The organism is Delftia sp. UME58 (assembly GCF_014170385.1).
Lineage (GTDB): Bacteria > Pseudomonadota > Gammaproteobacteria > Burkholderiales > Burkholderiaceae_C > Comamonas > Comamonas acidovorans.
The window spans coordinates 1-22,403 of the sequence record NZ_LZZV01000054.1; the positions used below are offsets into that span (position 1 = coordinate 1).

Below are 22,403 nucleotides of genomic sequence, written 5' to 3' on the forward strand. Positions count from 1 at the left end.
CATCGTCGTGCTCGATGCCCTGCCTTTGACGGCCAACGGCAAGGTGGACCGCAGGGCGCTGCCCGAGCCGGAGATGGCGAGTGCGCAGGAATACGAGGCGCCGCAAGGCGAGCTGGAGGAGACGCTGGCGAAGATCTGGGCCGAGGTGCTGGGCGTGGAGCGCGTGGGCCGGCAGGACGGCTTCTTCGAGCTGGGCGGGCATTCGCTGCTGGCCCTGGGCCTGCTGGAGCGCGTGCGCGCCCAGGGCCTGTGCGTGCAGGTGCGCACGCTGTTCCAGCATCCGAGGCTGGCGGAGTTTGCGCAGGCGGTGGAGCAGGGTCAGGGCCAGACCAATGGCGAGATCGACGTGCCGCCCAACCTGATCCCCGAAGGCTGCGCGGAGATCACACCGCAGATGCTGACCCTGGTGGAGCTGGATGCCCGGGAGATTGCGCGCATCACGGCCGGGGTGCCCGGCGGTGCAGCCAACATCCAGGACATCTACCCGCTGGCACCGCTGCAGGAGGGCATGCTGTTCCACCACATGCTGGACACGCAGCACGATGCCTACGTGACCTCGCACGAGCTGCTGTTCGACAGCCGCGAGCGGCTGGAGCACTTTGCGGCCAGCTTCAATACCGTGATTGCGCGGCACGACATTCTGCGCACGGCGGTGCTGTGGGAGGGGTTGCGCGAGCCGGTGCAGGTGGTATGGCGGCAAGCGGTGCTGCAGCTGCGGTGGCTGGAGGGCGTGCATGCGCTGCCCCAGGCGCATCGCATCGATGTGCGCCAGGCGCCCATGATCGACGGCTTTGCTGCACCCGACGGGCAGCGCTGGCGGCTGCGCCTGTACACCCACCACATGGTGGACGACAACACCACGCTGAAGCTGGCTGTCAGGGAGATAGGGCTGGTGCAGCAGGGCCTGCAGGCCCAGCTGCCCGAGCCGGTGGCGTTCAGGCGCTTTGTGGCGCAGGCGCGGCTGGGAGGCAGCAGGGCCGGGCACGAGGCGTTCTTCAGGCAGATGCTGGCAGATGTGCAGGAGCCGACGGCGCCGTACGGGTTGCTGGATGTGCGCGGGGATGGCTCCGAAGTGCAGGAGGCGCGGTTGGAGCTGGATGCGGGGCTTGCGCGGCGCATCCGGGAGCAGGCGCGCAGCCATGGGGTGAGCGCGGCGGCGCTGTTCCATCTGGCCTGGGCGCTGGTGGTGGGCAGGACCACGGGGCGGGAGGATGTGGTGTTCGGCACGGTGCTGTTCGGGCGCATGCAGGGGCAGCGGGATGCGGGCCGGGCGCTGGGGATGTTCATCAACACCTTGCCGATCCGCATCCGGCTGGGTGTGCAGGGGGTGGTGCAGGCCTTGAGGCAGGCGCATGCGGCGCTGACGCAGTTGCTGGAGCACGAGCATGCCAGCCTGTCGCTGGCCCAGCGCTGCAGCGGGCTGGAGGCGGGGGTGCCGCTGTTCACGGCCCTGCTCAACTACAGGCATGGTGCCTCTGCATCCGATGACACGGCCAAGTCCTGGGAAGGCATGGAAATTCTGGGCACGCGGGAGCGTACCAACTATCCGTTCGGTCTCTATGTGAATGACAGGGACGGTGGCTTCGAGCTGGTGGCACATATTGCGCAGCAGGTAGGAGCGCAGCGCGTAGCGGATGCCGTGAGGCAGACCCTAGAAAGCCTGGTCCAGGCGCTGGCCGCAAGGCCATCGATGGCCGCCGTGGACATGGCGGTGTTGGATGGCCGGGAGCTAGCGTCCTTGCGGCAAAGGGGCACCTTTCTCAAGGCGGGGCAGCATGCGCAGCCGCTCCATCGCCTTGTGGCGCAGCAGGCCGGCAGCCATCCTGGTGCCATTGCCTTGCGCTGCGGGGCGCATACGCTGACCTATGCCGAACTCGACGCCCGGGCCAACCGCCTGGCCCACCGCCTGATCGCCCTGGGCGTGCGCCCGGAGACGCGCGTGGGCATTGCCATGCAGCGTTCGCTGGAGATGGTGGTGGGCCTGCTGGCCATTCTCAAGGCCGGCGGCGCCTATGTGCCGCTGGACCCGGACTACCCTGCCGATCGCCTGGCGCACATGGTCGCTGACAGCGGGATCGGCTTGGTGCTAACGCAGGCGGCAGTGCGTGAGCGCATTCCCGGTGCTGCTGCGCTGCAGGTGCTGGAGATCGACACGCTGGACCTGTCGGGCGAGCCGGGCACCGACCCGCAGGTCGAGGTGAGCCCGGACAGCCTGGCCTATGTGATCTACACCTCGGGCTCCACGGGCCGCCCCAAGGGCGCGCAGCTGAGCCACCGCAACGTGGCGCGTCTGCTCGATGCCACCGATGCCTGGTTCGGCTTCGGCCCTGGCGATACCTGGACGCTGTTCCACTCCTACGCCTTCGACTTCTCGGTCTGGGAGATCTTTGGCGCGCTGTGCACGGGCGGGCGGCTGGTGGTGGTGCCGTACTGGGTCAGCCGCTCGCCCCAGGACTTCCTGGCCTTGCTGCGTGCCGAGCGCGTAACGGTTCTCAATCAGACACCTTCGGCCTTCGGGCAACTGGTGCATGCGGTGGAGCAGGACGAGGAGGGTGGTTCCGGCCTGTCGCTGCGCCAGGTGGTCTTCGGCGGCGAGGCGCTGGAGCCCGAGAGCCTGAGGCCGTGGTTCGACCGCTTTGGCGACCAGGGCCCCAGGCTCATCAACATGTACGGCATCACCGAGACCACGGTGCATGTGACGTACCGGCAGATCACCAAGGCGGATTTGGACGGTGGCCGCAGCCCGGTGGGCGTGGCGATTCCGGACCTGGGCCTGTACGTGCTCGATGGCAGCCTGAACCTGCTGCCGCAGGGCGTGGCCGGGGAGCTGTTCGTGGCGGGCGAGGGGCTGGCACGTGGCTATCTCAACCGTGCAGGACTCAGTGCCGAGCGCTTCATCGCCAATCCGTTCAGCGAAGCAGGCGAGCGCCTGTACCGCACAGGCGACCTGGTGCGCTGGAGCGCCCAGGGCGAGCTTGAATACCTGGGCCGGGCGGACCAGCAGGTCAAGATCCGGGGCTTTCGCATCGAGCTGGGCGAGGTGCAGTCGCAGCTGCTGGCCCAGCCCGAGGTGCGCGAGGCGGCAGTGCTGGCCAGGCAAGGTCCGGGCGGGTCAAGGCTGGTGGCCTATGTGTCGCTGCATAGCGCTGTCGAAGACAGCGTGCTCAGGCAGCGCCTGGGCCAGGTGCTGCCCGAGTACATGGTGCCCTCGGTCATCGTCGTGCTCGATGCCCTGCCTTTGACGGCCAACGGCAAGGTGGACCGCAGGGCGCTGCCCGAGCCGGAGATGGCGAGTGCGCAGGAATACGAGGCGCCGCAAGGCGAGCTGGAGGAGACGCTGGCGAAGATCTGGGCCGAGGTGCTGGGCGTGGAGCGCGTGGGCCGGCAGGACGGCTTCTTCGAGCTGGGCGGAGATTCCATCCTCGCGCTGAAGCTGGTGGAGCGGGCCCGCAAGGCGGCGCTGCGTCTACTGCCCAGGCAGGTCTTCGAGCAACAGTCGCTGGCTGCCATGGCCCGGGTCGCGCAGCCTGCCTGCGAGGGGGGCGATGGCGTGCCGGCCATTCCCAGGCTGGCCCCCGCACTGCATGCACAACCGCTGCAGCCTTCGTACGCCCAACTGCGCCAATGGTTTCTATGGCAACTGGATCCCACCAGCTCGGCTTACCACATTGCAGGAGCATTGCGCCTGTTCGGCGCACTGGAGATGGATGCGGTGTGCACATGCTTCACGCAGTTGCTGCAGCGCCATGAGGCATTGCGAACGGTGTTCCCTCTGTCGAGCAGCGGGCAGCCGCAGCAGGTGGTTCTAGAGCACATGGCACTTGATATTGCTTTGCAGGACTTGCAGGGGCCGAATGCACAGGCCCGGCTTGATGAAACCATCCGACATGTCAGCGCCACGCCTTTCGATCTGGCCCAGGGGCCGTTGCTGCGCGTGGCCGTGCTGCGGCTGGCCGAGGCGGAGCATGTGCTTGTCGTCGCCATGCACCACATCGTGTCCGATGGCTGGTCGCTGGACGTGATCATCCGTGAGTTTGTTGCGCTGTACCGTGCCCACGTGCTGGGGCTGCCTTGCAGCTTGCCCGAACTGCCGGTTCGATATGCCGACTACGCAGCCTGGCAACGGTCATGGATGAACTCCGCAGAGAAGGTGCGGCAACTCGCCTACTGGACGCAGCAACTGGGCGACGAGCACCCCATCCTCGAATTGCCGCTGGACCATGCGCGGCAGGTCGGCGCGCAGTACCGCCTGGAAAACCATGGGCTCGAACTGGAGCCGGCTCTGGCACAGCGACTGAAGACCGTCGCGCACCAGCGGGGCGCCACACTGTTCATGCTGCTGCTTGCAGGCCTGCAGGTACAACTGAGCCGCTATGGAGGGCAGTCCGATATACGTGTGGGAGTGCCCATCGCCAACCGGCACCGGCGTGGGACGGGCAGCACGGTAGGCATGTTCGTCAACACGCAGGTGCTGCGCTCGCACATCGACGGACATGCGAGTCTGGAGCAGATCATCGCCCAGGTCCGGCAGGCGGTGCTGGAGGCGCAGTCCCACCAGGACCTGCCCTTCGACCAACTGGTGGAGGCGCTGCAACCCGAGAGAAACATGGGTATCAACCCCCTGTTCCAGGTCATGCACAACCACCAGCGCGTGGACACTCGCCCGCTGGAACAGTTGCCGGGTCTCAGCCTGCAGGAGATGCGCATTGGCGGCAGAACGGCCCAGCTCGAACTGACGCTCAACACCACGGAATGCGCCGATGGCCGCATCCTGGTGAACTGGGCCTATGCCGGGGAGCTGTTCGACGCACAGACGATCAAGCGCATGGCAGGGCACTATCTGGTCATCCTGCAAGCCATGGCACAGAGGCCGCAGCAGGCCGTCAGGGGCCTGGAGCTGGTGGATGCCACCGAGCGCACGTCTCTGCACGAATGGGGCGTCAACGATCAGGGGGCACCGTATGCGGAGCCGGTGCACCGCATTTTCGAGCAAAGAGTGCGTGAGAACCCCGGGGCGACTGCCCTGGTTTTCGAGAAGCAGGCACTGAGCTATGCCGAACTCAATGCGCGGGCGAATCGCCTGGCACACCGCCTCATTGCCCTGGGCGTGGGGCCAGAGGCGCGCGTGGGCGTCGCCGCGCACCGATCGGTGGAAATGGTGGTTGCACTGCTGGCGGTGCTGAAGGCCGGCGGCGCCTATGTGCCGCTGGATCCCGAGTATCCCGACGACCGCCTGGCCTGGATTGCCGAGGACAGCCGCATGCAACTGCTGCTCACGCAAGGCAATCTTGGCAAATGCATTCCCGGCACGGAGCGGCTGCATCGACTGGAGCTTGACCTCTTGGACTTGGACAGCGGACCGGACCAGGACCCGGCTGTACCGGTGCATGGCGAGAACCTGGCCTATGTGATCTATACGTCAGGCTCCACCGGGCGGCCCAAGGGCGCGGCCAACCGGCATTCCTCTCTGGCCAGTTGCATGCGCTGGATGCAGCGCACCTATGTCATCAGCGGCGCCGATGCCGTGCTCCACAAGGCACCTTTCGGTTTCGACGTATCGGTGTGGGAGATTTTCTGGCCGCTGACGGCGGGCTCACGCCTGGTGGTCTCCCGGCCTGGCGATCACCGCGATCCCGAGAGAATCATCGCGCTGATTCTTCAGCACGGGATCACCACGCTGAACTTCGTTCCATCGATGCTGCAGGCCTTCCTGGCCCATGAGGGGATCGATGAGCGGGCACGCCTGCGCCATGTCATCTGCGGCGGCGAAGCCATGCCTGCGGATACGCAGCGCGAGGCCCTGAGGAGGCTGCCGGGCGTAAGTCTGCAGAACCTCTACGGTCCCACGGAGACCACCATCCACGTCACGCGCTGGACCTGCCGAGATGAGGGCGATGCCATCGTTCCCAATGTTCCCATCGGCCGGCCCATCGACGGGGTCCGGACCTATGTGCTGGATGCCGACCTGAACCTTGTAGCGCCGGGTGTCGCCGGTGAGCTGTACCTGGGAGGGGGCGGACTGGGTCGAGGCTATGTCAACCGTGCAGGCCTGACATCGGAACGGTTTGTCGCCAACCCCGTGGATGGAGGTGGGACGCTGCTCTACCGCACCGGCGATCTGGTCCGATGGAATCCAGAGGCACAGATCGAGTACCTGGGCCGCATTGACCATCAGGTCAAGATCCGGGGCCTGCGTATCGAGCTGGGGGAGATCGAGGCACGGCTGTTGGCGCAGCCCGAGGTTCGTGAGGCGGTGGTGGTGGCCTGCGAAGGACCCAACGGCCCGTTGCTGGCCGGCTACGTTGCGATGCGGAAGGCCGTGGAGCCCGTCGATCTGCGGCAGCGCCTGGCGCGGGATCTGCCCGACTACATGGTGCCCACCGGCATCGTCGTGCTGGAAGCCCTGCCGCTGAATGCCAATGGCAAGGTGGACAGAAAGGCATTGCCGGCCTTCGTCCCAGCGTCTGCAGCCGGCTACGAGCCACCCCAGGGAGAGACCGAGGCCTTGCTGGCCAGCCTCTGGTCCGAGCTGCTGGGGGTGCCGCGCGTGGGCCGCAACGACCACTTCTTCGAGCTGGGCGGCAACTCCATGGCCGTGATCCGGCTGCAACTGCGCGTGCACCAGGCCTGTGGTGCCAGCGTCGGCCTGAGGACCTATTTCGAAAAGCCCGTGCTCGGCCACCTGGCGGCGCACATCGATGACTACATCCGTGGGTCGCAAGCCGGCAAGGCCGCCGATCTCGACCTGATCGGCTCCATTCTGGACAAGGTAGAGGGATAAATGAAGAACACCTATCGCAGTTACGCGGAGCGCTTTGCGCTGCTTGCCGAAGACAAGAAGAGCCAGGTACTCAGGATGCTCCAGGAGCAGGGCATCGACTTTTCCATGCTGGACATCGTTCCCAGAGACCCGCGCCGGGGGACGCCGCCATCGTTTGCACAGACCCGGCAGTGGTTCCTGTGGGAGTTCGACCGCGCCAGCACGGCCTACCACGTGCCGGGAGCCCTGCGGATACGGGGCCGGCTGGACCTTGATGCGCTGCGTCTCAGCCTGGACTGCCTGGTCGCGCGGCATGAGTCGCTGCGGGCCGTCTTCAGCATCGATGCACGAGGACAGGTCGGGCAAAGGATTCAGGAGCCCATGGCCTTGCAGGTGCCGCTGTTCGATCTTTCGGCACTGGCGCCAGCGGCGCAGGAATCGGCGCTCAGGAGCGAAACACTGAAGCTCAGTGAAGCTGCTTTCGACCTCTCGCAGGGACCGCTGCTGCGGGCGGGCGTCATCAGGCTGCAGAGCCAGGAGCAGGGCCAGGGCGAAGAGCATGTTTTCGTGCTCGCCATGCACCACATTGCCTCCGATGCCTGGTCGATGGACATCATCCTGCAGGAGTTCGGCCAGCACTATATGGCCTTGATGCAGAGCGGCCAGCCGGCCAGCCTGGATCCCTTGCCCATCCAGTACGCCGACTACGCCGCATGGCAAAAGGACTGGCTCAACTGCGGCGAGAGGGAACGCCAGCTCGACTACTGGACGCGGCAGCTGGGCGGAGAACAGCCGGTGCTGCAGTTGCCGACAGACCATGCGCGCCGTGCTGATGGCCGCTACCAGGCGTTCACCCATACGGTGCAATTGCCGGCCGATCTGGCAACGCGGCTGCGCAAGAGCGCACGGGCCCAGGACGCCACGCTGTTCATGGTCCTGCTGGCGGCATTCCAACTGTTGCTCAGCCGGTACACCGGACAGCAGGATATCCGGGTGGGCGTGCCCATGGCCAACCGGCGCAGGCTGGAGACCCAGGGCGTGGTCGGTTTCTTCGTCAATACCCAGGTGCTGCGCAGCCAGATCGACGAACGGCAAAGCTTGGCCGTGCTGCTGGCCCAGGTGAGAAGCCGTGCGCTGGAGGCCCAGGATCACCAGGATCTTCCCTTCGAGCAACTGGTCGAGGCCCTGAAGCCCGACAGGAGCCTCGGCGCAAGCCCGCTGTTTCAGGTCATGTACAACCACCTCCAGTCCGGTGTGCGGGCCACCGGGCTGCAACTGCCGGGACTGCACGTGCAGCCCTATGCACTGGGCGACATGGAGGCGAAATACGAACTGATGCTCAGCACCAGCGAAGATGCCGCCGGGCAGATCAGCGCGAGCCTGCAGTACGCGGGCGGGCTTTTCGATGCGCACACCATCGAGGCAATGGCAGAGCACTATCTGTCACTTCTGGGCGCTTTGGCTGACCATCCGGAACTGCGCATGTGCGAACTGGAGTTTCCGGACTCCCCCGAGCGGCATGTCTTGCTGGCAAGAGGTCTTGCACAGGTGTCTGCAGATGAGCTCCAGCCCCTGCACCAGCGGATGCAGCATTGGGCCCGGCGCTGCCCTGATGCCCCGGCGCTGGCATTCGGGCAGCAATCCCTGACCTATGCCGAACTCGACGCCCGGGCCAACCGCCTGGCCCACCGCCTGATCGCCCTGGGCGTGCGCCCGGAGACGCGTGTGGGCATTGCCATGCAGCGTTCGGTGGAGATGGTGGTGGGCCTGCTGGCCATCCTCAAGGCCGGCGGCGCCTATGTGCCGCTGGACCCGGACTACCCTGCCGATCGCCTGGCGCACATGGTCGCTGACAGCGGGATCGGCTTGGTGCTAACGCAGGCGGCAGTGCGTGAGCGTATTCCCGGTGCTGCTGCGCTGCAGGTGCTGGAGATCGACACGCTGGACCTGTCGGGCGAGCCGGACACCGACCCGCAGGTCGAGGTGAGCCCGGACAGCCTGGCCTATGTGATCTACACCTCGGGCTCCACGGGCCGCCCCAAGGGCGCGCAGCTGAGCCACCGCAACGTGGCGCGTCTGCTCGATGCCACCGATGCCTGGTTCGGCTTCGGCCCTGGCGATACCTGGACGCTGTTCCACTCCTACGCCTTCGACTTCTCGGTCTGGGAGATCTTTGGCGCGCTGTGCACGGGCGGGCGGCTGGTGGTGGTGCCGTACTGGGTCAGCCGCTCGCCCCAGGACTTCCTGGCCTTGCTGCGTGCCGAGCGCGTAACGGTTCTCAATCAGACACCTTCGGCCTTCGGGCAACTGGTGCATGCGGTGGAGCAGGACGAGGAGGGTGGTTCCGGCCTGTCGCTGCGCCAGGTGGTCTTCGGCGGCGAGGCGCTGGAGCCCGAGAGCCTGAGGCCGTGGTTCGACCGCTTTGGCGACCAGGGCCCCAGGCTCATCAACATGTACGGCATCACCGAGACCACGGTGCATGTGACGTACCGGCAGATCACCAAGGCGGATTTGGACGGTGGCCGCAGCCCGGTGGGCGTGGCGATTCCGGACCTGGGCCTGTACGTGCTCGATGGCAGCCTGAACCTGCTGCCGCAGGGCGTGGCCGGGGAGCTGTTCGTGGCAGGCGAGGGGCTGGCACGTGGCTATCTCAACCGTGCAGGACTCAGTGCCGAGCGCTTCATTGCCAATCCGTTCAGCGAAGCGGGCGAGCGCCTGTACCGCACAGGCGACCTGGTGCGCTGGAGCGCCCAGGGCGAACTCGAATACCTGGGCCGGGCGGACCAGCAGGTCAAGATCCGGGGCTTTCGCATCGAGCTGGGCGAGGTGCAGTCGCAGCTGTTGGCCCAGCCCGAGGTGCGCGAGGCGGTGGTGCTGGCCAGGCAAGGTCCGGGCGGGTCAAGGCTGGTGGCCTATGTGTCGCTGCATAGCGCTGTCGAAGACAGCGTGCTCAGGCAGCGCCTGGGCCAGGTGCTGCCCGAGTACATGGTGCCCTCGGTCATCGTCGTGCTCGATGCCCTGCCTTTGACGGCCAACGGCAAGGTGGACCGCAGGGCGCTGCCCGAGCCGGAGATGGCGAGTGCGCAGGAATACGAGGCGCCGCAAGGCGAGCTGGAGGAGACGCTGGCGAAGATCTGGGCCGAGGTGCTGGGCGTGGAGCGCGTGGGCCGGCAGGACGGCTTCTTCGAGCTGGGCGGGCATTCGCTGCTGGCCCTGGGCCTGCTGGAGCGCGTGCGCGCCCAGGGCCTGTGCGTGCAGGTGCGCACGCTGTTCCAGCATCCGAGGCTGGCGGAGTTTGCGCAGGCGGTGGAGCAGGGTCAGGGCCAGACCAATGGCGAGATCGACGTGCCGCCCAACCTGATCCCCGAAGGCTGCGCGGAGATCACACCGCAGATGCTGACCCTGGTGGAGCTGGATGCCCGGGAGATTGCGCGCATCACGGCCGGGGTGCCCGGCGGTGCAGCCAACATCCAGGACATCTACCCGCTGGCACCGCTGCAGGAGGGCATGCTGTTCCACCACATGCTGGACACGCAGCACGATGCCTACGTGACCTCGCACGAGCTGCTGTTCGACAGCCGCGAGCGGCTGGAGCACTTTGCGGCCAGCTTCAATACCGTGATTGCGCGGCACGACATTCTGCGCACGGCGGTGCTGTGGGAGGGGTTGCGCGAGCCGGTGCAGGTGGTATGGCGGCAAGCGGTGCTGCAGCTGCGGTGGCTGGAGGGCGTGCATGCGCTGCCCCAGGCGCATCGCATCGATGTGCGCCAGGCGCCCATGATCGACGGCTTTGCTGCACCCGACGGGCAGCGCTGGCGGCTGCGCCTGTACACCCACCACATGGTGGACGACAACACCACGCTGAAGCTGGCTGTCAGGGAGATAGGGCTGGTGCAGCAGGGCCTGCAGGCCCAGCTGCCCGAGCCGGTGGCGTTCAGGCGCTTTGTGGCGCAGGCGCGGCTGGGAGGCAGCAGGGCCGGGCACGAGGCGTTCTTCAGGCAGATGCTGGCAGATGTGCAGGAGCCGACGGCGCCGTACGGGTTGCTGGATGTGCGCGGGGATGGCTCCGAAGTGCAGGAGGCGCGGTTGGAGCTGGATGCGGGGCTTGCGCGGCGCATCCGGGAGCAGGCGCGCAGCCATGGGGTGAGCGCGGCGGCGCTGTTCCATCTGGCCTGGGCGCTGGTGGTGGGCAGGACCACGGGGCGGGAGGATGTGGTGTTCGGCACGGTGCTGTTCGGGCGCATGCAGGGGCAGCGGGATGCGGGTCGGGCGCTGGGGATGTTCATCAACACCTTGCCGATCCGCATCCGGCTGGGTGTGCAGGGGGTGGTGCAGGCCTTGAGGCAGGCGCATGCGGCGCTGACGCAGTTGCTGGAGCACGAGCATGCCAGTCTGTCGCTGGCCCAGCGTTGCAGCGGGCTGGAGGCGGGGGTGCCGCTGTTCACGGCCCTGCTCAACTACCGGCACGGTGCCGGGCAGTCCGAAGATGTTCAAACCGAAGCGCTGCAGTGGGAGGGGGTTGAAATGGTGGGTGGGGTAGAGCGCACCAACTATCCCTTCGGCCTGTTCGTGAATGACATGGGTAGCGATTTTTCGCTGGTGGTCCAGGTGGCGCAGGGCATTGATGCGTCTACCGTCGGTGGCTATGTGATCGAGGCCGTAGAAGGCTTGGCCCAGGCTCTGGGGGCGCCCTCGCCCGGGCGGCTGTCGGAGATCGGTGTGCTGCAGGGGCAAGAGCGTGCGCGTTTGCTGGAGTGGAGCGTGGATGAGCATGCCCACCCGTGGCAGGTTCCCGTGCACCGCCTGTTCGAGCAACGAGTACACGAACGCCCCGAGGCGCCTGCCCTGTCGTTCGGGCAGCGGACGCTGAGCTATGGGGAACTCAATGTCCTTGCCAACCGCCTGGCCCATCGCCTGATCGCCCTGGGCGTGCGCCCCGAGACGCGCGTGGGCATTGCAGCGCAGCGCTCGCTGGAGATGGTGGTCGGCCTGCTGGCCATTCTCAAGGCCGGTGGCGCCTATGTGCCGCTGGATCCGGACTATCCGGCGGATCGGCTGGCGCACATGGTTGAAGACAGCGGCCTTGGCTTGGTGCTGGTGCAGGACGCGCTGCGCATGGGCCTGCCCGATCTGCAGGGCCTGCCGGTGGTGGATCTCGATCTGCGGGACGTGGACAGCGAACCGGCCCACGACCCGGAAGTCGAGCTGCATGGCGAGAACCTGGCCTATGTCATCTTCACCTCGGGCTCGACCGGGAGGCCCAAGGGTGCCGCCAACCGCCACGGTGCGCTGCACAACCGACTGGCCTGGATGCAGCAGGCCTATGCGCTGACGGCGACGGACGCGGTGCTGCAGAAGACTCCTTTCAGCTTCGACGTGTCGGTATGGGAGTTCTTCTGGCCGCTGATGACAGGAGCCAGGCTGGTGGTGGCAGGCCCCGGCGACCACCGCGATCCGGCCCGGCTGGTATCGCTGATCCGGCAGCATGGCATCACCACCCTCCACTTTGTACCTTCGATGCTCCAGGCCTTTCTCGGTTACGAGGGTATCGAGGCCTGCACCAGCCTGGTGCGCATCGTATGCAGCGGCGAAGCGCTGCATGCCGATGCGCAGGCCCAGGTCCGCCGGCGGCTGCCGGGCGCCGTGCTCCATAACCTGTATGGCCCCACGGAGGCGGCCATCGACGTGACGCACTGGACCTGCCGCGACGATGGGCGGGCCAGTGTGCCGATTGGCCGTCCCATCAGTGGCCTGCGCACGTATGTGCTGGACGCCCGGCTGAATCTGACGGTGCCGGGCGTGCCGGGCGAGCTGTATCTGGGGGGGCCGGGCCTGGCCCGCGGCTACCAGCGACGCGCGGGGCTGAGCGCGGACCGATTTGTCGCGGACCCGCTTGACGATGCCGGTGGCAGGCTTTACCGCACGGGTGATCTGGTGCGTTGGTGTGCCGACGGGCAGTTGGAGTACCTGGGCCGCATCGACCACCAGGTCAAGATCCGTGGCCTGCGCATCGAACTGGGCGAGGTGGAAGCGCAATTGCTTTTGCAACCGCAGGTGCGCGAAGCCGTTGTCATGGCGCGGCAGGGGGCAGGGGGCACCCGCCTGGTGGCCTATGTGACGCCCGCGTCGGCAGGGTCGCAGGCCGCCATCGACACCGATGTGCTGCGGGCCCAGTTGGGCCGGGTCCTGCCCGACTACATGGTGCCCAGTGCCGTCATGGTGCTGGACTCCCTGCCTTTGAATACCAATGGCAAGGTGGACAGAAAGGCGTTGCCTGAGGTGCAGGCGCCTGCCGCCAGCGCATGCGAGGCGCCGCTGCCGGGCGTGGAGACGCTGCTGGCGGCGGTCTGGTCGCAGGTGCTGAAGGTGCCGTCCTTGGGCCGGCATGACAACTTCTTCGCGCTGGGTGGTGATTCCATCCTCAGCCTTCAGATAGTCACGCGGCTGCAGCAGCGCGGCTGGCACATCACGCCCCGGCAGATGTTCGAATGCCAGACCATTGCCGCGCTGGGCGCTGTGGCCGAGGAGGCCGACGCAGGGGCATCGCAGGACCGCGCGCCACGACGCCGGTCGGGCCTGAGCGACTACCCGGAGGCAGACCCTGCGTGGTTCCCGATGCTGGACGTGGACAACATCGAAGACATCTATCCCCTTGCCCCCACGCAGGCTGGCATGCTGTTGCATGCCATCGAGGCTCCGGGCTCGGGCTTGTACGTCAACCAGCTGAATCTGGAGGTCGGCAATCTGGATGCGGCTCGGCTGGCACGGGCCTGGCAGATCATGGTCGAGCGCCACGAGATGCTGCGTACCGGATTCCTCTGGCATGGCGCCATGGTGCGCCCGCTGCAGGTCGTGCTTCGCAGGGTGCAGGCGCAGGTGTCGCTGCTTGACTGGTCCGGCGTGGAGGCCGAGGAGGCCGAGCGCCGCGCGTCCTTGCTGGCGCAGCAACTGCTCGTTCGAGACATCGACTGGTTGAAGCCGCCGCTGTCACAGGTCACCGTGATCGATCTTGGAGCCGACCATCCGCGCTACAGGCACCGTCTGATCTGGACGCATCACCACGTGCTTTCGGATGGATGGTCCGATTCGCGCCTCATGGGCGAATGGCTGCGCGCCTATGCCGACGAGCCTTTGCCGGCAAGGCCAGAGCCCTATGGTGACTACATCGATTGGCTGCAACGCCAGGACGTGCCGCAGGCCGAGCAATTTTGGCGTGGCGAACTGGCCGGCTGCGATGGCCCCTGCCTGCTGGCGCAAGCCACGGCAAACCGCCATCACGGCCAGGGTTTCGGCAAGCTGTATACGAAGCTGGACCGCCACGAGACAGGCCTGCTCCAGGCATTCGCACAGCGCGAGCATGTCACGCTCAACACCCTGGTGCAGGCCGCCTGGGCTTTGCTGCTGCAGCAGCACACGGGCAAGGCGCGCGTGCTGTTCGGCTCCACGGTGGCCGGCCGTCCCGCACAGATTCCGGGTGTGGAGGAGATGATGGGTTTGTTCATCAATACCATCCCGGTTCCCGTCGCTGCCCCGGGCGGGCAAAGCGTGGGCGACTATCTGCGTGAGGTGCAGCAGACCAATATGCGAGTGCGCGAATACGAGCATGTGGCGCTCGCCGATATCCAGCGCTGGAGCGGGTCGGCCGGGCGGCCGCTGTTCGACAGCATCATCGTTTTCGAGAATCTTCCCATGGACGAGACGTTGCGCAGCCTCGAGCGCTTCGGCCTGCAGTTCGGACCCATGCAGGGCGGTGGCCTGACCGGGTATGCCATGGACCTGCAGGTTGTCGTGGGCGACTGCCTGGAAATCGAATACTGCTACGACCGTCGCGAATTCGACGAAGACCAGGTCGCCGCGCTGCGCTCGCAGATGGAGCATGTGATGCGGCGCATGGCCTGCGATGCGGGCTGTGCGGTGGGTGAGCTGGGGTGGCTCGACGATTGTGCGCGTGCCGACCTGGTGGCCCTGGGGCGCAATGGCGCGCCTGCGCGCGCCGGCCATGGCGCCGTACACCATCTCATTGAACGGCAGGCTGCCCAGCGCGGCGATGCCATCGCCTTGCTGATGGGCGACGAAGAACTGAGCTACGCCCAGCTCAATGCCAGGGCCAACCGGCTGGCGCATTGCCTGCGCGACCGGGGCGTGGGGCCTGACGTGCTGGTGGGGGTGGCGCTGCAGCGTTCGCTGGACAGCATCATCAGCCTGCTGGCCGTGCTCAAGGCCGGCGGTGCCTATCTGCCCATCGACTCCGGCTATCCGGCCGAGCGCCTGAAATACATGATCGAGGACAGCGGCATTGCCTTGCTGCTGGCCCACCGAACTGTGGCGGCCCGGCTGCCGGACTGTGAAGGGGTCGAGGTGCTGGAACTGGAGGCGATCGATCTGCCCGGTGACCAGGAGAGCGCATGCAACCTGCAGGTGGCGCTGCAGGCCGACCATCTGGCCTACGTCATCTACACATCGGGATCGACCGGGCGGCCCAAAGGCGTCACTGTGGCCCATGGTCCCCTGGCCATGCATTGTCTTGCGACAGCAGAAATCTATGGCATCGGACCTCAGTCACGTGAGCTGCACTTCATGTCTTTCTCGTTCGATGGAGCGCATGAGCGCTGGCTTGCACCCCTGTGCGTGGGAGCCGGGTTGGCCTTGCGCGAAGAGGAGCTTTGGACGGCAGAGCAGGCCTACGAGGCCCTGCGCCGCTATGGCGTGACGAATGCCGCCTTCCCCCCGGCCTACCTGGGACAGATCGCCGATTGGGCGCATCAGCGCGAGGATGTCCCGCCTGTGGAGCTGTATGTCTTCGGTGGCGAGGCAATGCCCAAGATGGCCTATGAAAAGGTCAGAAACAGCCTGCGGCCGCGCTTGCTCATCAACGGCTACGGTCCTACGGAGACCGTGGTGACGCCGCTGATCTGGAAGACCACGGCCGACCGCAGCTTCGATTGCGCCTATGCACCCATTGGCCGACCCGTGGGCGAGCGCAGCGCCTATGTGCTGGATGCCGGACTGCAGCTGGTACCACGGGGCATGGTGGGGGAACTGTATATCGGCGGCTACGGTCTGGCGCGCGGTTACCTGGGGCGCAGTGCGTTGACGGCTGAACGCTTCGTTGCCAGCCCCTTTGACATGGACGGTGGACGCCTGTATCGCACCGGCGACCTGGTGCGCTGGATGGAGGACGGCAATATCGAGTACATCGGGCGCGCCGACCACCAGGTCAAGGTTCGCGGATTTCGTATTGAGCTGGGCGAGGTCGAGGCCCGCGTGCGTGAAGTCGAGGGGGTGGCCGACGCTGCCGTGGTCGCCCACCAGGGCGCCACGGGCATGCAACTGATCGCCTATGCCGTTCCGCGGGAAGGGCTGTCCGCCGAGGTCCTGGTGGCTCGCATACAGCAGCAACTGCCACAGCGCTTGCCGGAGTACATGCTGCCCTCGCGTGTCCTGGGCCTGGCTTCCTTGCCTCGGCTTATCAGCGGCAAACTGGATCGTGCCGCGCTGCCGGCTCCCGTTGCCGAGGCGCAAAGCACATTCAAGGCACCCGTCAGCCATGCACAGGCCGAAATGGCCAGGATCTGGCAGCAGGTGCTTGGCGTGGAGCAGGTGGGCATCCACGACAACTTCTTCGAGCTGGGCGGTGATTCCATCATGAGCCTGCAGGTGATCTCGCGCGTGAAGAACGCCAGGCTTGGATTCACCCTCCGCCTGCGGGACCTGATGCGCCACCAGACCGTCGAGGCGCTGGTCACCGCCTGTGCGGAGCAACCCGGCGCTGCGCAGCCAGTGCAGGTCGAGGCGGCGGCACAGGGTGCAGTTCCGCTGGGGCCCATACAGCAGTGGTTCTTCTGTGAAGACATCCCGTCGCGCCACCATTTCAACCAGTCGGTACTGCTGCGTGCGACACGGCCGCTGCATGGCCGCCACCTGGATGAAGCCGTCCGCCTGCTGCAGGCCCGGCATGAGGCTTTCCGTATCCGCTTCCACCGGGACGAGGCCGGGGTCTGGTCGCAAGCCTATGCGCCGGCGAACGGCGCCGCCGCATTTCGCACGCTGGAGAAAGTGGCGGTTGACGATATCTCCCGCGCCTGCGAATCCGTGCAGGGCAGCCTGGACCTGGAGAACGGGCCCTTGTGGCGCGTGGCGCACCTGCGCATTGCCGATGGCAGCGAGAGATTGCTGATCGTGGTCCACCACCTCATCGTGGACGGCGTTTCATGGCGCGTGCTCCTGGAGGACCTGCAAGGTCTGTACCAGCAACTCTGTGATGGTGCGGTGCTGCAGGAAGTTGCTGGGTCCGCGCCCTACCAGGCCTGGACGCAGCACCTGCACGATCCCGCCACGATGCGGCAGCGCATGTCCGAACTTCCCTTCTGGCTGGACCAGCTCGAAGGTGCCCGTGACCTGCCGCGTGACAATGTCCAGGCCAGGGCCGTTGTCAAGGACAGGGCCGTCGCATCCCTGCAGCTGGACGAGGTGCAGACCCATGCGCTGCTGCGCGAGGCGCCTGCGGCACTGGGCGTTTCCACAGAGGACCTGCTGCTGGCTGCCCTGGTGCGCGCCACTGCCCAATGGACGGGGCAGGATGCTTTGCTGCTCACCCTTGAAGGCCACGGCCGCGAGGCCGACGATGCGGGAATTGACCTGAGCCGTACTGTGGGCTGGTTCACCAGCGCCTATCCTGTGCGCCTGAGCGGAGGGCTGCTGGCAGCGCGGCAGACCTTGCGGCAGGTCAGGGCCCGCCTGCAGGCAGTACCGGGCAAGGGCATAGGCTTTGGGGCCTTGCGCTATCTGCACCCTGATGAAAAGGTGCGCGGCGCGCTTGCCTCCGTGCAGCCACGGATCACCTTCAACTACCTGGGCCAGTTCGACCAGACCTTCGATGGCGAGGCCAGTTTCGTGCCCGCCAGCGAATCTCCCGGGGCCGAACGCCATCCCGAGGCGCCGCTTGCGAACTGGCTGGAGATCATTGGTCGCACCTATGGCTCAAGACTGTCCATGGGGTGGAACTACAGCGCTGCCATGTTCGAGAGAAGCACCATGGAACAGCTTGTGCGCGCTTACCACGCGGAGTTGGTGGCACTGCTGTCGCAAGCCGCGACAGAGGCGAAGGAGTGCCTTGTGGTCGAAGCCGGCAGCGCGTGACGGCTGCAGCGGTGCTGGATAGGCTTGCACCGCCTCAACCGACTGGCGAAGGCCGCATTCCAATGAAAAAGAGCGCCACGGCGCTCTTTTTTGCTGGAGGAGATGAGAGGGCCGGTGCCGCCTGTCGCCCTCATCCACTCACCAACGGTAGGTGGCCGTGGCAATGGCCTTGCGTGGTTCGCCATAGAAGCAGCCCGTAGTGCAGCTGCCGACATAGGTCTTGTCAAAGAGATTCGTGACGTTCAGTGCCAGGCGCCAGGGGCCCGTGGTGTAGCTGACCATGGCGTCGAACAGCGTGAAGGACGGCACATCGAAATTGCCCGCATTGGGCTTGGTCTCGCCCTGGTAGCGCATGCCGGCGCCCACCTTGAGGTTGGGCATTCCGAAACGGCCAAAGTTGTAGTCACCCCAAATGGAGAACTGGTGGTAGGGAATGCCGGGTGACCGCATGCCGACCTGGGACGGCTGCAGAGGGCTGGCCTGCGTCGTGCGTGCATCGGTATAGGCATAGGCCGCGATCAGGTTTGCGTTGCGGCCCACGCTGGTACGGGCCTCCAGCTCGAAGCCTCTGGAGCGCACTTCGCCGATCTGGGCCGAATAGGTGGGATCAACGGGATCGGTCACCGAAACGTTCTGCCGGGTCAGCTGGTACAGCGATGCGGAAATCAGCGTGCTCGAACCCGGAGGCTGGTAGCGGGTGCCGATTTCGTACTGCGTGCCCGTCGAGGGGTCGAATCGCGATCCCAGGCGGTCCCGACCCGAAGTGGGCTCGAAGGACTGACTGAAACTCAGGAAGGGGGCCAGGCCGTTGTCCGCCAAGTACACCAAGCCTGCGCGGCCCGTGAACGCCTTGTTCTTCTCGTTGTCTATGGATTTTTCGCCTGTGAACAGGTTGCTCTGGTTGTCCCGCGCGTAGTCGTAGCGGCCACCGACCAGGGCCACCCACTTGTCGGCGATCTTCATCTGATCCTGGACATACAGGCCCACCTGTCGCGTGTCGGCGTTGTAGGACCACCAGTTGTCACGCGTCGGCTCGCCCAGGGCGCCCCCATAGATCGGGTTGTAGTAGTCGATGTTGCCGGCCGTCCTGTCGTAGCGCTCGGACTGGTTCTTGGGCCGGGTGTAGTCGAACCCAACCAGCACCGTGTGCTCGATGTTGCCGTGCTTGGCCTGGTATTGCAGCGAGGTATCGGCGACCAGCGAGGAGGATCGCTCCCAGCGCAGCGTGCCGCCGCGAAAGGCGGACGTGCGCTGGTCCGCGGCGAGTCCGGAGACCCAGACCTGTGGGAAGTCGCTGTTGGCATGGAAGTAGCGCAGGCTGTTGCGCAACTTGAGCTTGTCGTTGAACGCATGCTCGAACAGGTAGCCGATCGAATAGCGCTCCACATCAAATTTGCTGTAGCCGGGCTCGCCGGTGAAGCGATTGCGCGGGATCTTTCCGTAGATGGTGGGGAAAATGGTGCCCTGCGCAGGCAGCCAGTAAACGTAGTTGGTCTTGTCCTTCTGGTAGTCGGCCAGCAGCGTCAACGATGTCGATGCGTTGGGCTGCCACTTCAGTGCCGGGGCAATGAAGGTACGGTCATCGCGCACATGGTCGACGAAGGTGTTGCTGTCGCGTTGCAGGAAGGTCATCCGGTAGGACCAGTCGCCATCCTTGTCCAGTGGCCCGCCGAAGTCCCCGGAGATCTGCTTTCGGCCGAAGCTGCCCAGCTCGAGGTTGAGTTCGTGTAGAGGGGTTGACGTGGGCCGCTTGCTGACCATGTTGATGATGCCGCCCGGGCCGGCAGAGCCGTACAGCACCGAAGCCGCGCCCTTGAGCACCTCGATGCGTTCCAGGCCGTAGATTTCCTGCTTTCCGTTGAAGGCGTTGACCGTGTACTTCGTTCCGTCGCGATAGACGCTGCCCGTGGCGGCCTGCGCCTGAAAGCCGCGTATGTAGATGGTGTCCTGCACCCGCGACAGGCCTTCGAAGCGGCTGACGCCAGCCACATAGCCAAGCGCATCCTGGATGCTCTGCGACTTCATCGTGTCGATCTCTTCGGCACCCACAACGGAGATGGACTGGGGCGTCTCGATGAGAGGCGTATCAGTCTTGGTGCCCGTCGCGCTGCGGCTGGCGACATAGCCCTGTATGGGGCCGGTGGCGGATTCGCGCAAGGCGTCTTCCCGTACCAGCACGGTGGGAAGTGTCGCGCCCTGGGCGGAGGGGGACGGGCTGCGGCGTATGGAGAATCCGCCGCTGGCCGTGCGCACCGCTTCCAGGGAGGTGTCCGACAGCATCTGGTGCAGGGCCTGCTCCGGAGTCAGCCTCGCTGTCACGGCACGTGATTGCAGGCCGCTCAACAGTTCGCCGGAGGCAAAGACGGGCAAGCCTGTCTGGCGTGAAAGCTCGTTGAGTGCACCTGCCAGCGGCTGGGCCGGCACGTCGATGTCAAAGACCTGGGCTGTCGCTTGTGCCTGTGGCTGGGCGCTGGCGAGGGGACTATGAAGCATCAGGGTGGAGCCGAAGGCCGTGGCAAGGGCGGTACTGAGCAGATGGTGACGAGGCAGAGAACGCATGATTGGGAGGTTCCGGGTGCATTGAATGAGAGCTATTCCTGACGAGGCGCGGACTCCCGTTCTGTCCCGGTCACCACACGCCGCACTGCCAAGACGTATGGGCCACGAAAATGGAGACAGTCTGTTGCAAGAATGAAGAAAATTCGGGCCCACCGGAAGCCGCTGCGCTTGCCTCTGCCCGCAGGGGGCTCAGAGCATCTGCAGCAGCACGCCGCCACCGGCCTGCGGCAGCACCTTGAGCGGCAGGATGGACGGCAGCACGGCCAGCAGGCCGGCCGAGTCATTGGCGCGAAAGCGCCCGGTCAGGCGCAGCGCGGCCACACGCGCATCGGCAGCTTCGATGGGCTGGGTGCGGTAGGCGTTGACCGTGGCCAGGGCCTCGGCCAGCGGGGTGTTCTCGAAGACCAGCCAGCCCTCGCGCCAGGCTGACAGGGCCGAGGCATCGGCCTGGCGCACGGCCTCGGGCTGGCCGTTGCGGATGTCCAGGATCTGGCCGGGCAGCAGGTCCAGCGCAGCTGCCGATTCGGCCGCCGGATCCTGCGCATTGCGGCCCAGAACGCGGACCCTGACATGGCCGTGTTCCACGCCCACGGTGACGGGGCCGCCGCGGTCGCGCACGGTGAAGACCGTGCCCACGACCTCGATGCGGGCCTCGCGCGTAATGACCTCGAACGGGCGGTGGGGGTCCGAGGCCACCTCGAACCGTACTTCCCCTTGCGACATGGACACGCTGCGGCGCTGGCGGTAGAGCGTCACGGCAATGGCGCTCCGGGGCGCCAGCTCGACGCGGCTGGCCTGCAGCGGGGGCTTGCCGTCGGCCAGCGTGACCTTGAGCATCTGCGCGTTGCGCGTGGCATAGGCCGAGGTGTGGATGGGCTGCTGCCAGTACCAGTAGGCACCCCGGCCCGCCAGCGCGCCCGTGCCCAGCAGCCCGGCAAAGGACAGCAGCAGCTTGCGGCGCTGCACGGTCTTGGTGGAGCGCGAGGCGGTGTTGGCCAGCAGGGCGGTTTCCTGGAACTGCTCGCGCAGGCCGCCGGACATGCCGCCCAGCAGGTTCCAGCGCAGGTGGGCCTCGCGCGCGGCGGCATCGTGCCGGGCTGATTTCCCGCGCCATTCGCCCAGGGTCAGGCGGGCCTGGTCGGCCACCGGGTCGGGAGCGATTTCGCTTTGAACGATCAGCGTCAGCGCATGCTCGACCATGCGCTCGCTAGGTGCACTTGCCATGGAAAGGGGAGGGGTCAGGATGCGTCGTCGGTCAGTGTACTGTGGTCGAAATCCATGGCGCTGCCCAGCGCATGGTCCTCGATCAGTTCGGAGCGCAGCTGGGCCAGCACGCGCGAGCAGTCCAGCGTGGCGCGCACCATGTGCTTGGCCACGGCCATCTCGGTGATGTTGAGCTGCTCGGAAATTTCTGCACGCGTGTAGCCGTGGGCACGAAAGAGGATGAAGACTTCGCGCCGGCGCGGGGGTAGTCCCTCCAGAGCCTCGACGACGCGCTTCAGGATCTGGCGCTGGGCAGCCAGGGTTTCGCTGGAGGGTACGCTGTGCTGCACCGCCATTTGCTGGCGCGTCCAGTCCTGGGCGGTCTTGCGCTTGCGCGCATCGTCTATGCACAGATTGCGTGCCACGCGAAACAGCAGGGCGCGCGGGGATTCGATGCCGGCGTCGGGCAGGGTTTCGGCCTTCTTGCCGCTGCGCAGGCCCAGGGCGTGCACATAGACCCGCTCGAAGCTCGATTGCGCGATGTCGGCTGCATAGTGCGGATCCCTGAGATCGCGCGTGAGCTGGCGGCGCAGATCGCCATAGTGAGCCACGAGTTCCTGGATCAGGTCACGCATCCGGATACCTGCCTTTCCGCAAGGGCGATGGGTTGGAACCCCTGGGTCCGTACAGAGAAGGGCCTGCCGGATGCTGCAACCCCGGCCAGGGCCGGGGCGGTGCAGCA

At 66.3% G+C, this 22,403-nt stretch carries 5 protein-coding genes; 2 read left to right on the forward strand and 3 right to left on the reverse strand.

Annotation, left to right across the window (positions count from 1 at the left end; translation table 11 throughout):
- On the forward strand, window positions 1-6,781 hold a 6,781-nt coding region (locus tag A9976_RS15105), incomplete at its 5' end, for a non-ribosomal peptide synthetase (protein ID WP_183019710.1).
- Window positions 6,782-17,899 carry a non-ribosomal peptide synthetase gene (locus tag A9976_RS15110; RefSeq protein WP_183019711.1) on the forward strand — a complete coding sequence of 3,706 codons (11,118 nt, stop codon included), beginning with the start codon at window positions 6,782-6,784 and terminating at the stop codon, window positions 17,897-17,899. It abuts the gene before it with no gap.
- 138 nt (window positions 17,900-18,037) lie between these two features.
- Here A9976_RS15110 and A9976_RS15115 read toward each other — a convergent pair whose 3' ends face one another.
- From A9976_RS15115 to A9976_RS15125, 3 genes are all read right to left on the reverse strand, one after another.
- Complete coding sequence (locus A9976_RS15115) at window positions 18,038-20,458, reverse strand: TonB-dependent siderophore receptor (RefSeq protein ID WP_183019712.1); 2,421 nt, start codon at window positions 20,456-20,458, stop codon at window positions 18,038-18,040.
- 189 nt (window positions 20,459-20,647) lie between these two features.
- Entirely contained in the window at window positions 20,648-21,682 is a 1,035-nt protein-coding gene (locus A9976_RS15120) for a FecR family protein (protein WP_183019713.1), read from the reverse strand.
- 14 nt (window positions 21,683-21,696) lie between these two features.
- Window positions 21,697-22,296 carry an RNA polymerase sigma factor gene (locus tag A9976_RS15125; protein ID WP_183019714.1) on the reverse strand — a complete coding sequence of 200 codons (600 nt, stop codon included), beginning with the start codon at window positions 22,294-22,296 and terminating at the stop codon, window positions 21,697-21,699.
- Window positions 22,297-22,403 lie beyond the last annotated feature (107 nt).